Genomic DNA, 14,088 nt, shown 5'->3' on the forward strand with positions numbered 1-14,088 from the left:
GGTGCGCCGCCGCAGGGACGCGCATCTCGCTCTGGCCGGCCTGGCGCACCGCGGGGCGAGGGGCGTCACGCGTCCCGCAGGTCCGCGACGTACGGCTGGTGGGACAGCAGCCCGCCGTCCACGCGCAGGGTGTGCCCGGTGATGAAGGCGGACTCGTCGGAGGCGAGGAAGACGACCGCCGAGGCGACGTCCTCCGGCCGCCCCAGACGCGGGGTGAGGTGGTGGCGCAGCATCGCCTCCCGGATCGCCCCGTGCGCCGAACCGGCACTCGCCGGCGTGACGATGAATCCGGGCGCGATGGCGTTGCAGCGCACCCCCTGCTTGCCGTACTGGGTGGCGACGTACTGCGTGAGGTTGATGATGGCGGCCTTCGAGGCGCCGTACGCGGGGTTGCGCAGGTCGCCCGCGAGCCCGGCCCCGGACGAGGTGTTGATGATCGAGCCGCCGCCACGGGCGACCATGTGCGGGACCGCGGCCTGGATCGCGGCCATGGTCCCGCGGAGGTTGATCCGCATGGTGTCGTCCCAGACCGCCGGGTCGGCATCCACGACGGCGAGGTCCTGGCGGGCGGCCAGGTGGGTGGCGGCAGCGTTGTTGTGCAGGATGTCGAGGCCGCCATACGTCTCGACCGCCGCGGCCACCATGGCCCGTACGCTCTCGACGTCACCCAGGTCGACCGGCACCGCCGTCGCGGATCCTCCGGCGGAGCGGATCTCCTCCGTCACCGCCTTGGCGCCGTCGAGGTTCAGATCGGCGACCACCGTGTGCGCGCCCTCGGCCGCCAGGTGGCGTGCGGTGGCCGCGCCGATTCCGGACGCGGCTCCGGTCACGATGGCAATCTTGTCGTCGAGTCGCCCCATAGCCGAACTGCCTTTCTCAATCGGTGAGTTCATTGCCGACTATCGACACGAAGGAGACGCATTCCCCCGGTCCGCCGCCGAGGTTGTGCGTGAGGGCGAGCGAGCGCCCTTCGGCGATCGTCTTCACCGTCCGCTCGGGCGGTGCCTCGCCGCGCAGCTGGAGCCACGCCTCGAACATCATGCGCAGGCCCGAAGCGCCGATGGGGTGGCCGAAGGCCTTCAGGCCGCCGTCGGGGTTGACCGGCAGTGAGCCGTCCAGATCGAACAGCCCGCTGGTGACGTCCTTCCATGCCTGTCCGCGCTCGGAGAAGCCCAGGTCCTCCATGAGGACCAGCTCCGTGGGCGTGAAGCAGTCGTGGACCTCGGCGAGGGCGAGTTCGGCGCCCGGGTCGGTGACGCCCGCCTGCCGGTAGGCCTCCTGCGCGGATGCGACGACCTCGGGGAAGGTGGTGAAGTCGTACTCCGGGTCGAGGAGGCCGTCCGCCGGGCCGGCGACGAAGGACAGCGCCTTCACGAAGATCGGCTTGTCGGTGTACTTGTAGGCGTCCTCGGCACGGACGACGATCGCGGCGGCCGAGCCGTCGGAGACGCCCGAGCAGTCGAACACGCCGAGCATGCCCGCGACGATCGGGGCCGACCGGATGCGCTCCAGCGGGACCTCCTTGCGGAACTGTGCGCGGGGGTTGCGGGCTCCGTTGACGTGGTTCTTCCATGCGATACGGGTGATGACGTCCTTCATCTCCTCCTCCGCAAGCCCGTACTTGGCGGCGTACGCCGGGGCGAGGAGCGAGAAGTTCGCCGGGGCGGTGATCTCGCCGCGGCTGTCGTCGCCGGCGCCCGGAATCGCGGTGCCGGACAGGCCGGACATCCCGGAGTCCTTGAGCTTCTCCACGCCGACCGCCATCGCCACGTCGTACGCACCGGAGGCGACGGCGTAGCAGGCGTTGCGGAGGGCCTCGGAGCCAGTCGCGCACATGTTCTCCACGCGGGTGACCGGCTTGCAGGGCAGGCGGAGCGTCCGGCTCAGGGCCAGCCCGGACACGCCGGACGCCTGCGTGCCGAACCAGAACGCGTCGATGTCGTCGAGCGTGATGCCGGCGGACGTCACCGCCGCGCCCACGGCGTCGACCAGCAGATCGTCCGCCGATCGGGTCCAGTGCTCGCCGAACGGCGTGCAGCCCATGCCGACGATCGCGACCCGGTCCCGAATTCCGTGCGAGCCCATGTGCCCGTCCCCTCAGCCGTCGCCCAGCCGCACCGGCCGGGCCTTCCAGAAGTAGTTGTGGATGCCGGACGCGGTGACCGTGCGCCGGAAGGTCATCTCCACCCGGGCGCCTATGACGGCGTCGGCCTCGGTCGCGTCGGTCAGCTGGCAGCGGAACCGGCCGCCGCCGTCGTAGTCGACGACCACGACCAGCATCGGCGGGCTCGGTGTGTGGGCCAGCCGGTCCACCGTGAACGTCGCCACCGTGCCGCGCACAGCGTCCATCGGCTCGTCGGTCATCGCGTCGACGGCGTGGCACGAGGCGCAGACCCGGTCCGGCGGCAGATGCCTGGTGCCGCACTTCTCACAACGGGAGGCCACGAAGCCGTACTTCCAGCCGGTGCGGCGGTGTGCGGGCGGGGCGTACGGCGGCTCGGGGTCCGGTCGGCGGGGCGGTTCTCGGTCGAGGAGGCCGCGCCAGGAGAGGTAGGTGGCGTACGGCATCGGCGCGCTGCCCGCGGCGATCTGGGCGGCGACCGGGCGGGCGCTGCGGTGTGCCGGCAGTGCGTCGGTGGTGCGCAGCAGCAGCACGCTCGCGCCGTCGCCGAGCACGACCAGCGCGATGGTCTCGCCGGGCCGGGCGCGGTCGAGGACGTCGGCGAGGAGCAGGCCGGGCTGGGCGGTGCCGGCGTTGCCGATCGCACCGGTGAGGTCCGGGGTCACCGCCTCGGGCCGGGCACCGGCCGTGCGCCGTACCGCCGCGCACGCGCGCGCGTGCAGGCCGGAGACCACGAAGTGGTCAATCGATCCGATGTCGAGACCCGCCTGTTCGAGGGCCGCGCTGAGCGCTTTGCCCGCCAGCGATACGTAGATCTCCTCGGCGAAACGCTCCTCCCAGACCCGGGATGCGGACGCGCCCGGCAGGCGCCAGCGGTCGAGGATCTCGTCGCTGACCGTGTCGTGGGCGAGCAGTTCCGCAATGACGGGGGCTCCGTTGCGGTGGCCGCCGAATACGAACGCCGCGGCGCCGTCGCCGCCCGCGACCTCGTCGGCGCCGCCGGGCAGGCCGGTGCGCAGATCGGACAGGACCGCAAGGGTCGGGACCGAGGAGCGGGCGGCGGTCACCAGGGCACCGAGGCCGGAGCGGACGGAGCCGGCCATGTCGGCGGCGAGCACGTGCTCGTCGAGGCCGAGCGCGGCATGGACGGCGGTCGCGTTCGTCTTGTCCAGGTAGGCGGGCGCGGCGGTGGCGAGGAATAGCTGGCCGACGCGGGGGCGCAGGCCGTCGCGGGCCAGGGCGCCGCGGACCGCCTCGACGGCCATGGACGTGGTGTCCTCGTCGTAGCCCGCGACCGCGCGCGTGCCGCGGGCCGCCGGCGTGCCGAGGGTTGCGGCGACATCGGCCCGGGCGAGGCGGTGGTACGGCACGTAGGCGCCGTATGCGATCAGTCCGGCCATCAGCGTCCTCCATGAGCGTTGTGTGCGTCCGTCGGCCGTTCGAAGACCGCGGCCAGGCCCTGACCTCCACCGAGGCACATGGTCTCGAGGCCGTAGCGGGCCTGGCGGCGGTCCAGTTCGCGCAGCAGGGTGGCGAGGATGCGGCCACCGGTTGCCCCTACGGGGTGGCCCAACGAGATGCCGGAGCCGTTGACGTTGAACCGCTCGAAGTCGGCCTCGGTCAGGGCCCATTCGCGGGTGCAGGCCAGCACCTGGGCGGCGAAGGCCTCGTTGAGTTCGATCAGGTCCACGTCGGCGAGCTTCAGCCCCGCCCGCTCCAGCGCCCTGGCCGTCGCGGGCACCGGGCCGATCCCCATCGTCTCCGGCGGCACCCCCACGACAGCCCAGGAAACCAGCCGACCCAGCGGGCGCAGCCCCAGCTCGGCCGCCCGCTCGGGATGGGTCACGATGCACACCGCGGCGCCGTCGTTCTGCCCGCTGGCGTTCCCGGCCGTGACGGTCGCCTCCGGATCCTGGCGCCCGAGCACGGGACGCAGCTTCGCGAGCTTCTCCAACGACGAGTCCGGCCGCGGGTGTTCGTCGGTGTCGACGACCGTCTCGTCCTTCCGGGTCCGCACGGTGACCGGCACGATCTCGTCGGCGAACCGGCCCTCCCGCTGGGCCGCGACGGCCTTCTCGTGCGAGCGCAGGGCCAGCCGGTCCTGCTCCTCACGCGGGATGGCGTACTCCCGGCGCAGGTTCTCAGCCGTCTCCAGCATGCCCCCGGGCACCGGGTGGTTGGCCCCGCCCGACGTGACCCGGCCGCGGGCCAGCCGGTCGTGCAGCGTGGTACCCGCGCCGCGTACGCCCCACCGGACGTCGGTGGTGTAGAACTCGGCCTGGCTCATGGACTCCACGCCACCCGCGAGCACGAGGTCGCTCGCGCCGGTCTGTACCTGCATCGCCGCCGTGATGATCGCCTGCAGCCCGGAGCCGCAGCGACGGTCGATCTGGAGCCCCGGCACCTCCACCGGAAGACCCGCGTCCAGGGCCGCCACGCGGCCGATGGCCGGCGCCTCGCCGTTGGGATAGCACTGGCCCAGCAGGACGTCGTCCACGGCGGCGGCCGGTACCCCCGTGCGCTCCAGCACGGCACGTACAACCGTGGCCGCCAGTTCGGCCGCCGTCACATCGCGGAAGACACCGCCGTAGTCACCGACGGGAGTACGCACGGGTTCGCAGATCACCGCGTCACGCAGCAGGGCCGTCATCGATCACGCCTTTCTTGAGGGGAACGGTCGTCACATGTACCGGCCGCCGGTCACCTCGATCACGGCTCCGGTGATGTAGCTCGCCATGTCGGAGGCGAGGAAGAGGACGACCTGGGCGACCTCGGCGGGTTCGCCCGCGCGGGCTATGGGGATCTCGGCGAGTTTCGCGTCCCAGGCCGCCTGGGGCATCGCCTCGGTCATCGCGGTGCGGATGAGGCCGGGCTGCACGGCGTTGACCCGGATCCCGGTCCGGGCCAGTTCCTTGGCGGACGCCTTGGTGAGCCCGACGAGTCCGGCCTTGGCGGCGCTGTAGTTCGTCTGCCCGAAGTTGCCGACCTTGCCGGCGATGGAGGAGATGTTGACGATGCTGCCGCCCTGTCCGTGGGCGCGCATCGCCTCGGCGGCGTGCCGGGTGCCGTTCCAGGCGCCTGTGAGGTGGACGTCGACGACGGCACGGAAGTCGGCGAGTGCCATCTTGCGGAGGGTCGCGTCCCGGGTGATTCCGGCGTTGTTGACCATGACGCCGACCGGTCCGAAGGCGTCGGTGCAGTGGGCGATGAGGGCGGCGACCTCGTCCTCGTCGGTGACATCGCAGCGCAGCGAGGTGGCGGCCACACCGTTCTTGGCAAGACGTTCGGCGGCTTCCGCCGCGGCGTCCTCGTTGATGTCGCCGATGACGACGGAAGCGCCTTCGCCACCGAGTACACCGGCGATCTCGAAGCCGATGCCCTGCGCGCCGCCGGTGATCACCGCGTTCCGGCCGTCCAGCAGTCCCATGTCAGCCCGCCCCTGGCTCGCCGCTATTCCTCTAAAATAGATAACCTATTACACTGTAACTATCAACATGGCGAGGGGCCGCACGAGCCTCGGAAAGAGGAGGCAGCAGAGGTGGACATCAGCTATCCCAAGGAGACCGAGGCGTTCCGTACCGAGGTCAAGGGCTTCCTCTCCGAGGCACTGCCGACCGACTGGAGCGGCATCGGCGCCCTCGACGAGGAAGACGCCTGGGCCTTCGCCCGCGACTGGCGCCGGCAGCTCGCCGAGCGGGGTTACCTGTCCCTCACCTGGCCCGAGCAGTACGGCGGCCGCGGCCTCTCCAAGCTGCACCAGGTCGTCCTGATGGAGGAACTGGCCCTGGCCGGTGTGCCGTTCGGCCTGCCACAGGACACCTTCGGCGTGAAGATGCTGGCGAACACGCTGATGCGCTGGGGCACAGAGGACCAGAAGAGCCACTTCCTCCCGCGCATCCTCAGCGGCGAGGACACCTGGTGCCAGGGGTACTCGGAGCCGGATGCGGGCTCGGACCTCGCCTCGCTCACCACGCGAGCCGTGCGCGAGGGCGACGACTGGGTGATCGACGGCCAGAAGGTGTGGACCTCCGGCGCCCACCACAGCGACTGGATCTTCGTCCTGGCCCGTACGAACCGCGACGCCCCCAGGCACCGCGGCATCTCCTTCCTCCTCGTCCCGCTCGACCAGCCCGGCGTCGAGGTGCGCCCGTTCCGCATGATGAGCGGCCAGCTGCACTTCAACGAGGTCTTCTTCAACGGAGCCCGTACGCGGGCCGACCTCGTCATCGGCGGCGTCGACAACGGCTGGACGGTCGCCCAGAGCCTGCTGGGCGTGGAGCGCGGCGAGGAGGCGGCGACCAACCCGATCCTGTTCAAGGCCGAGGTGGAGCGCCTCGTCGAACTGGCGCGCCTGTACGGCAAGGACCAGGACCCGGTCATCCGTCAGCGGATCGCCTGGTGCTGGTCCAAGGTCGAGATCATGCGCTATCTCGGTTACCGCATCCTCACCGGCTGGCTCAAGGGCGCCGAGCCCGGTCCCGAGTCGTCGATCGCCAAGCTGTACTGGAGCGAGTACCACACCAAGGTCACCGACCTGGCGATGGACATCATGGGCCTGCACGGCCAGGTGCCGGTCGGGCGGCCGCCCCTGCGTACGTACCGCACCGACGACCCCGGGGCGGCGAACTCCTCGGGGTCCTGGTCGACGACGTATCTGATCGCCCGATCGGGCACGATCTACGCGGGGACGTCGCAGGTGCAGCGGAACATCCTCGCGGAGAAGGTGCTCGGGCTGCCACGCGAGCCCAGGGCCTGATCGCCCGCTGTCGTCAGCGCAGGGCGCCCTTGGTGGCGTCGGCGATGAAACCGCGGGCGAAGAAGGTGAACATCAGCACCAGCGGGATGACCGCCAGCAGCACTCCGGACATCACCATGCTGTAGTCGGTGGAGTGGCCCGCGTACAGCTGCGCCAGCGCCACCTGGAGGGTGAGCCGGCTGGGGTCGACCAGCATCACCAGCGGGAGGATGTAGTCGTTCCAGGCGGCGATGAAGGTGTAGATACCGAGGAAGGCCAGGGCGGGGCGGACGCACGGCAGCACTACGTGCCAGTACTGACGGAAGAACCCGGCGCCCTCGATCCGGGCCGCGTCCAAAAGTTCGTCCGGGACGCCGGTGCTGGTGTACTGGCGCATCCAGAAGATGCCGAAGGCGTTGGCGGCGGCGGGAACGATGAGCGCCTTGAGCGTGCCCAGCCAGCCCAGCTGCATCATGATCTCGTACTGCGGGATGATCGCCAGTTGGGTCGGCAGGATGTACATCGCGAGCAGCAGGCCGAACAGGAACTTCTTGCCGGGGAATTCGTACTTGGCGAAGGCGAAGGCCGCGAGCGAGTCGAAGAACAGCACCAGCAGCGTCGTACAGACCGCCACGATCACCGTGTTGAGCAGTGATCCGAAGAAGTCCATCTTGGCGAACAGGTGCTGGATGTTGGTCAGCAGGTTGTCGCCGAACCACAGCTTGGGCGGGTAGCGGTAGATGTCCTGCGAGGTGTTGGTCGCCATGACGATGATCCAGTAGAACGGGAACACCGAGATGACGACACAGGTCATGAGGATGAGATGGACGCTCAGGCCCCGGAAGCGCTTGCGGTTCAGGCTGTTCACGGCCGTCGCTCCTTACGCTGCACCAGGCGCCAGTTGATGACGACGATGAGCAGGATCAGCAGGAAGAAGGCCCAGACGATCGCGGCGGCATAGCCGAAGTCGTTGTTGTCGAAGGCCTGGTGGTAGAAGTACAGCAGCGTGGTCAGACCCGCCTGGCCCGGCCCGCCGGAGTTGGGATTGGTGGACGCGTCGCTGCCGAACAGCACCTGGGGTTCGGTGAAGCTCTGCAGGCCGGTGACGGTGGAGATCACCACGGTGAACAGAATGATGGGCCGCAGCATCGGGATCGTGATGCTGAAGAAGATCCGCGCCGACCCGGCCCCGTCCATCCTGGCGGCCTCGTAGAGCTCCGAGGGGATCGCCTGGAGGCCGGCCAGGTAGATGATGGCGTTGTAGCCGGTCCACTGCCAGGTCATGAGCGCCGCGATCACCAGCTTGATCGTCCACTCGTTGCTCAGCCATGGCACGGCCGACAGGTGCATCGCCTTCAGGATGGCGTTGATCAGGCCGAAGTTGTTGCTGAAGATCGCGCCGAAGAAGATCGCGATGGCCACCAGCGAGGTGATGCTGGGGATGAACAACGCGACCCGGTAGAAGCTCGTGAAGCGCCGGGTCGAGTTCACCAGCACGGCCAGCACCAGCGCCATGAAGAGCATCGGCACGGTGGACAGCACCCAGATCACCAGGGTGTTGCGGAGGGACATCCAGAACACCGGGTCGTCCCACAGGAACCGGAACTGCTGGAGCCCGACGAACTGGACCTGCCCGATGCCGTCCCACTTCTGGAACGCCAGATACACGGTGTAGAGCATCGGGAACAGCATGAAGACCGAGAAGATCAGGTAGTACGGCGAGACCGCCAGGTACTGCGGCCAGTGCCTGGCGATCCCGCGTCGCGGCCCGCGCCGGGCCCCGGCCGACACCGGCCGGACCCGGCGACCGGAGCGCCCCGGACCGCGGCGGCGGTCCGGGTCCGGCTGCCCGGCGGGTCCGGTGACGGGTCCCGAGGACGGACCGGTGGGGGCCGGGCCGGCTACCGGGCTTGACGACATGTCACTTCACTCCCTGCCGCTGGGCGATCTGCTTGGCCTGGCTGACCGCGTCCTTCCAGGCGGTGTCGGGGTCCTTGCCCTTGGCCTCGATGTTGGTCAGTTCGTTGAAGTAGGCGGCCGAGACCGCCGCGTCCGCCGGGGCCTCGTAGGCGCTGGGGATCTTCTCGGCCGCCGGACCGAAGATCTCGATGGTCTTCTGACCGCCGAAGAAGGCGTCGCCTCCGGTCAGCGCCGGCAGCTTGTACGCGGCCGGGGCGGTCGGGAACAGGGCCGCGTCGGTGAAGCCGCGGGCCTGGTTCTCGGGGTTGAGGATCCAGGTGATGATCTTGAAGGCCTCTTCGGGGTTGCCGCTGGTCGCGGGGATGGCCAGGAAGGACCCGCCGAGGTTGGACGGCCCGCTCGGCAGGCTCGCCACCCGCCACTTGCCCTTGGTGCCCGGGGCGGCGTTCGTGATGTCCAAGGCGTGCCAGGCCGCGCCCAGTTCGGTACCCAGGGTGCCGTTGCCGATCGCGGCGTTCCACGTGTTGTCGTTGATCTTGGCGTCGATGCCGAGGGTGTAGGGCTTCACGGCGGTGGTCCAGGCGGTGCGGATGTGGTCCTGGTCGCCGATGAACTTGTTGTCCTCGTCGATGAACCGCTGGGTGCCCTGGCCGATCAGCATCGTGAAGATGGCGCCGATGTTGTTGATCAGGTAGGTCTTCGGGACGGCCTTGTGCAGTTCGACGCCGGCCTTGAAGTAGTCGTCCCAGGTGGAGAGCTCGGACGAGACCTTAGCCGGATCGGTGGGCAGGCCCGCCTTCTTGAAGAGGTCCTCGCGGTAGTACATGGCGCAGGGGCCGATGTCGATGGGGAAGCCGATGAGCTTGCCGTCCTGGGTGGTGGCCTGCTTCAGCTTCCAGGACAGGTACTGGGGGGCCAGCTTGTCCGCGCCGAGTGTGTGCAGGTCGATGAAGCGGTTTGCGTTGGGCAGGAAGGAGGCGATGTCTTCGCCCTTTATGCCGGTTATGTCCGGGGCGGACTGAGCGGCCTTCAGGCCGGTGAGCAGCTTGGTCTTGAAGTCGCCGCCGATCACGGAGGTCTTCAGGGTGACGTCGGAGAAGTGCTTCTTGGCGTCCGCGACGACCTTGTCGCTCAGGCCGCCGGCCCAGTACCAGAAGGTCAGGTTCTTGTCGTCCTTGCTGCCGCTCGACGCGGCGCCGCCGCCGCACGCTGCGGTGGCGCCGGCCGCGGCGGCTGTCAGTACGGCGGCCTGAAGGAATCGTCTGCGGGAAAGGTCCACGATCTTCTCCTAGTTTTCGGCGTGTCCGGCAAGGACCTGTGAGTCGTGGGCTACGGCGGGCGGCGGGCGCGGCGAGGACCGGGTCGCTGAGGAGCATCGGTGTCACGCGAACGCGTCCAGCTGCCCGGGGGCTTGTGACCTGGTCCTCTCGGACGGTGCCGACGCGTCCGTGGCGGCGGGGTGCGCCGTTCATCCGCTTCGACCGACCGGAGTGGGGTCCGGGCCTGGCTCCGAATTACGCAAGAGAGTGCACCCGGTGCGCGAGTTTGACAAGGGTCAGGCAGCAATCGAGACATTCATGCGCGACTTTGCTTGAGTTTGGCGAGTTGGCGAGTATGGTCAGCGGCATGCTCCCTGACCGAAGACATCAGCTGATCCTGCGTGTCCTGCGCGCGGAGGGGCCCACCACGGTGGTCTCCCTGGCCGAGAAGGTCGGGACCAGCCAGGCCACGATCCGGCGCGATCTCGTGCAACTTGAGGACGAGGGGCTGCTCAAGCGGGTCTACGGCGGCGCCATCCCCCTCGACGGTGAGGACGACCCGTTCGCCGACGTTGCCGCGGTCCGGGCCGAGGCCAAGGACGCTCTGGCCGCCTGGTGCGCCGATCTGGTCAGGGACGGCGAGACGGTGCTGCTCGACATCGGCACCACGGCCCACCGGGTGGCCCGCCATCTGCACGGCCGGTCCCTGACCGTGATCACCAGCAACCTGGCGGTCTACGAGGAGCTGCAGGACGACAAGGACGTCCAACTGATCCTGCTGGGCGGCATGGTGCGGCGCGACTACCGCTCGCTGGTCGGGTTCCTCACCGAGGACAACCTCCGGCAGGTCCACGCCGACCGGCTGTTCCTCGGCACCAGCGGGATCCGCCCCGACGGCCAGGTGCTGGACACCACCGCCGTCGAGGTGCCCGTGAAACGGGCGATGATCGCCGCGAGCGGCCAGGTGGTCCTGCTGGCTGACGCGGGCAAGTTCCCCGGCACCGGAATGGCCCGGGTGTGCGGGCCGGAGGAGCTCGACGTCGTGGTGACCAACGCACCGGCGGACGAGAAGACCTGCAGCCGACTGCGCGAGGCGGGAGTTGAGGTGGTCGAAGTATGAGACTCACGATCCTGGGGGGCGGCGGCTTCCGGGTCCCGCTGGTCTACCGGGCGCTGCTGGGCGACCGCGGCGAAGGACGCGTCACCGATGTGACCCTGTACGACCTGGACTCCTCCCGGCTGACGACCATCCGCAAGGTCCTCGCCGACCAGGCGGCCGGGTACCCGGACCCGCCCACCGTCACCGTCACCACCGACCTGGACGAGGCGGTCGCCGGAGCCGACTTCGTGTTCTCCGCCATCCGTGTCGGCGGGCTCGCCGGACGCGCTGCGGACGAGCGCATCGCCCTGGAGGAAGGCGTACTGGGGCAGGAGACAGTCGGTGCGGGCGGCATCTCGTACGGGCTGCGCACCATCCCGGTGGCGCTCGAGATCGCCCGCCGCATCGCCGCCCTGGCGCCCGACGCCTGGGTCATCAACTTCACCAACCCCGCCGGCATGGTCACCGAGGCCATGACCGCCCACCTCGGCGACCGTGTGATCGGGATCTGCGACGACCCGGTCGGCCTCGGCCGCCGCGTGGCCGGGGCGCTCGGCGTCGACCCGGCGCGCATCCGCCTGGACTACGTGGGCCTCAACCATCTGGGCTGGCTGTGCGGCCTGTACGCCGACGGCCGGGACCAGCTGCCGTCCCTGTTCGAGGACGAGACCGCGCTGACCTCCTTCGAGGAGGGCAAGCTCTTCGGCGCCGACCTGCTGCGCACACTCGGCGCGCTGCCCAACGCATACCTGCACTACTACTACTTCAACCGCGAGTCGGTCGGCTCCGCGCGGGCCGCCGAGCAGACCCGGGGCGCCTTCCTCCACTCCCAGCAGCAGCGCTTCTACGACTCCATGAGCACTGCCGACGCGGCTTCGCCCGCACCCCGCGCCGCCTGGACCGCCTGGGACGCCACGCGCCTGGAGCGTGAGACCACGTACATGGCCGAGAACCGCGACGCCGTCGGCATGGGCGAACGCGACTCCTGCGACCTGGAATCCGGCGGCTACGAGCAGGTGGCCCTCGCCCTGATGCGGGCCATCGCCCTGGACGAGCGTGCCGCCCTCATCCTCAACGTCCGCAACCGCGGCCGGATCCCCGTCCTCGACGACGACGCCGTCATCGAGGTCCCCTGCCACGTGGACGCCAACGGCGCCCACCCCATCGCCGGAGCCGCGTTGCCCGACCACGGCACGGGCCTGGTGTGCTCGGTGAAGGCGGTCGAACGTGCGGTCATCCGTGCCGCCGCCACCGGCGACCGCGCCCACGCGGTCCGGGCGCTGACCATCCACCCGCTGATCGACTCGTACGCCGTCGCCAGGCGCCTGCTGGATGCCTACCAGCGCCACTTCCCCGAACTCGCCTACCTGGGTCGCTGAGCCGCCGCCCGAACCCCGGGGAGCCCTTCGGGCTCGTCCTCAGGAGCCGGACGGGCTCGGCTCCCGCCCCTCGAAGATCTCCAGCAGCGGCACCGGGCGCGGTCCGGTGCCGGGCCGCCAGCCCGCGTCCAGCTTGCGCAGGCCCACTCCGTCGGGCGCCCAGATGTGGCAGCTGTTCAACACGCCCGCGGTGGAGCGCGGGTCGTGGGTCGCCTTGCCGGCGGCCCGGCGCCGTGCGCGCGCCGAGATGGCCGTCTGTACGACGGCGGGCCCGAGCACACGGGCCAGCTCGTAGAGGTGCGAGCAGCCGGACAGCCCGCGGAACCGTTCCTGGATCGCCCGGTTGTATCCGGCGGCCACACTGAGTCCCACCAGGCCGTCGAAGGCCGGGGTGATCAGCGGGCACTCGGCGTGCGGGAAGGTCCGCATATCCGCATCGGCGCCCACGATCACCATGTCCGCGAGGCGAATCCGCACCGCGAGCACCATCCGGTGGACGACGCCGCCCGGCGGCTCCTCCCAAGGACGCTCGTCGCGCAGCTCCGCCTCGACCGAGATCTCGTCGCCGTCCTCCTCGTATGCGGTGACGGTGATCGTACGGCGGTGGATCGGGAGTTCTGAGCGCGTCATGACGAGGCCTTTTCCTGGAGTGCCGGGTCCTGCCCCAGCGCCGCGAACTCCGGTTGGCGGCGCTCGATGAAGCTGCGCACGCCCTCGCGGTAGTCGGGGGCGCGCTTCGCCGTGGCCAGCAGCGCGGCCGCGCTGTCGCGGCTCTCGGTGAAGGTCCTCGACTGGTCGTCGGCGAGCTGCCGCTTGATGAGGGACATCGCATACGGGCTGGCCGAGCGGGCCAGTTCCGTCGCGTACGCGATCGCGGTCGGAAGCAGGTTCTCCGGCTCGACGAGGCGGTTGACCAGGCCCATCGTCAGAGCCTCCGTCCCGGTGATCCGGCGCGAGGACAGCAGCAGATCACTGGCGTGCCCGTATCCGACGAGCCGGGGCAGGATCCACGACACCCCGTCCTCGGCCACGAGGCCGCGTGCGCTGAACGCGGCGGCGAACTTCGCCTCCGGCACCGCGAAACGCACGTCGCACATCAGCGCCTGGTTGAACCCGATGCCCGCGCAGGCGCCGTTGACGGCCGCCACGACGGGCTTCGGGAAGGACATGGGCCGGGTGCGCGGCGGCAGCTTGTCGGTCGGCCACGGGCTGGCGCCGGAAGACGCTCCGTCCAGCACGCTCATGTCCATCCCCGGACAGAAGCTGCGTCCGGCGCCGGTGAGCACCACGGCCCGTACCCGGGGATCCGTCTCGGCGCTGTCGAACAGCTCGTTGTAGAGCAGCTCCATCTCCAGGGTCCAGGCGTTGTGCCGCTCGGGCCGGTTCAGGGTGAGCAGCAGGACCCCGTCGTCGGTGAGGTCGGTGAGGATCACCGGGGTCGGGTTCTCGGTCATCGAGGTCACTCCCACGAGGCCCGTCGGTTTATAGCTAGATGAATCATCTATATACCAAGGGCCACCCCAAGGGCCACCACGAGACCAGTGACATCACGCCGGAGCACTGATCACTCGACC

General features: G+C 69.9%; 13 protein-coding genes. 3 read left to right on the forward strand and 10 right to left on the reverse strand.

Going from position 1 to position 14,088, the window contains the following annotated elements; translation table 11 throughout:
* Window positions 1-65: 65 nt before the first annotated feature.
* The 5 genes from ABT009_RS29355 to fabG are packed head-to-tail and all read right to left on the reverse strand — an operon-like array spanning window position 66 to window position 5,549.
* Window positions 66-860, reverse strand: a complete 795-nt coding sequence (locus tag ABT009_RS29355) for an SDR family NAD(P)-dependent oxidoreductase (RefSeq protein WP_351301365.1) — start codon at window positions 858-860, stop codon at window positions 66-68.
* Window positions 861-876: 16 nt separating this feature from the next.
* A complete protein-coding gene (locus ABT009_RS29360) occupies window positions 877-2,085 on the reverse strand; it encodes an acetyl-CoA acetyltransferase (RefSeq protein ID WP_351301368.1) in 1,209 nt (402 codons plus the stop codon).
* 12 nt (window positions 2,086-2,097) lie between these two features.
* Window positions 2,098-3,522, reverse strand: coding sequence for an OB-fold domain-containing protein (locus ABT009_RS29365; RefSeq protein ID WP_351301371.1), 1,425 nt, complete (start codon window positions 3,520-3,522; stop codon window positions 2,098-2,100).
* The gene (locus ABT009_RS29370) at window positions 3,522-4,772 is read right to left on the reverse strand and encodes an acetyl-CoA C-acetyltransferase (protein WP_351301374.1); all 1,251 of its coding nucleotides are present in this window, start codon (window positions 4,770-4,772) and stop codon (window positions 3,522-3,524) included. Before ABT009_RS29370 ends, ABT009_RS29365 begins: the two co-directional genes overlap by 1 nt.
* A 30-nt stretch (window positions 4,773-4,802) precedes the next feature.
* Entirely contained in the window at window positions 4,803-5,549 is a 747-nt protein-coding gene (gene fabG / locus ABT009_RS29375) for a 3-oxoacyl-ACP reductase FabG (RefSeq protein WP_351301377.1), read from the reverse strand.
* A 111-nt stretch (window positions 5,550-5,660) separates the two neighbouring features.
* Here fabG and ABT009_RS29380 point away from each other — a divergent pair, with 111 nt between their 5' ends.
* Window positions 5,661-6,878 carry an acyl-CoA dehydrogenase family protein gene (locus ABT009_RS29380; protein WP_351301380.1) on the forward strand — a complete coding sequence of 406 codons (1,218 nt, stop codon included), beginning with the start codon at window positions 5,661-5,663 and terminating at the stop codon, window positions 6,876-6,878.
* Window positions 6,879-6,891: 13 nt separating this feature from the next.
* Here the strand turns inward: ABT009_RS29380 and ABT009_RS29385 are convergent, their stop codons facing one another.
* Genes ABT009_RS29385 through ABT009_RS29395 form a run of 3 tightly spaced genes read right to left on the reverse strand, consistent with a single transcriptional unit; the run spans window position 6,892 to window position 10,056 of the window.
* A complete protein-coding gene (locus tag ABT009_RS29385) occupies window positions 6,892-7,671 on the reverse strand; it encodes a carbohydrate ABC transporter permease (RefSeq protein WP_351301690.1) in 780 nt (259 codons plus the stop codon).
* Between the two features lie 50 nt (window positions 7,672-7,721).
* Window positions 7,722-8,777: a carbohydrate ABC transporter permease gene (locus tag ABT009_RS29390; RefSeq protein ID WP_502989984.1), complete on the reverse strand. Its 1,056-nt coding sequence runs from the start codon at window positions 8,775-8,777 to the stop codon at window positions 7,722-7,724.
* Between the two features lies 1 nt (window position 8,778).
* Window positions 8,779-10,056 carry an extracellular solute-binding protein gene (locus ABT009_RS29395; protein ID WP_351301383.1) on the reverse strand — a complete coding sequence of 426 codons (1,278 nt, stop codon included), beginning with the start codon at window positions 10,054-10,056 and terminating at the stop codon, window positions 8,779-8,781.
* A gap of 347 nt (window positions 10,057-10,403) precedes the next feature.
* Between ABT009_RS29395 and ABT009_RS29400 the strand changes: the two genes are divergently transcribed.
* Together ABT009_RS29400 and ABT009_RS29405 are read left to right on the forward strand one after the other, a co-directional pair.
* Window positions 10,404-11,156, forward strand: a complete 753-nt coding sequence (locus tag ABT009_RS29400; RefSeq protein WP_351301386.1) for a DeoR/GlpR family DNA-binding transcription regulator — start codon at window positions 10,404-10,406, stop codon at window positions 11,154-11,156.
* Window positions 11,153-12,514 (forward strand): 6-phospho-beta-glucosidase, encoded by a 1,362-nt coding sequence (locus ABT009_RS29405; protein WP_351301388.1) that lies wholly within the window; start codon window positions 11,153-11,155, stop codon window positions 12,512-12,514. Before ABT009_RS29400 ends, ABT009_RS29405 begins: the two co-directional genes overlap by 4 nt.
* A gap of 39 nt (window positions 12,515-12,553) precedes the next feature.
* On the opposite strand, the gene ABT009_RS29410 is transcribed toward ABT009_RS29405, so the two are convergent.
* Both ABT009_RS29410 and ABT009_RS29415 read right to left on the reverse strand, forming a co-directional pair.
* Window positions 12,554-13,144 carry a DUF2889 domain-containing protein gene (locus ABT009_RS29410; protein ID WP_351301391.1) on the reverse strand — a complete coding sequence of 197 codons (591 nt, stop codon included), beginning with the start codon at window positions 13,142-13,144 and terminating at the stop codon, window positions 12,554-12,556.
* Window positions 13,141-13,968 (reverse strand): enoyl-CoA hydratase-related protein, encoded by an 828-nt coding sequence (locus ABT009_RS29415; RefSeq protein WP_351301394.1) that lies wholly within the window; start codon window positions 13,966-13,968, stop codon window positions 13,141-13,143. Before ABT009_RS29415 ends, ABT009_RS29410 begins: the two co-directional genes overlap by 4 nt.
* Window positions 13,969-14,088 lie beyond the last annotated feature (120 nt).

The organism is Streptomyces sp. NPDC002896, from assembly GCF_040295225.1.
GTDB lineage: Bacteria > Actinomycetota > Actinomycetes > Streptomycetales > Streptomycetaceae > Streptomyces.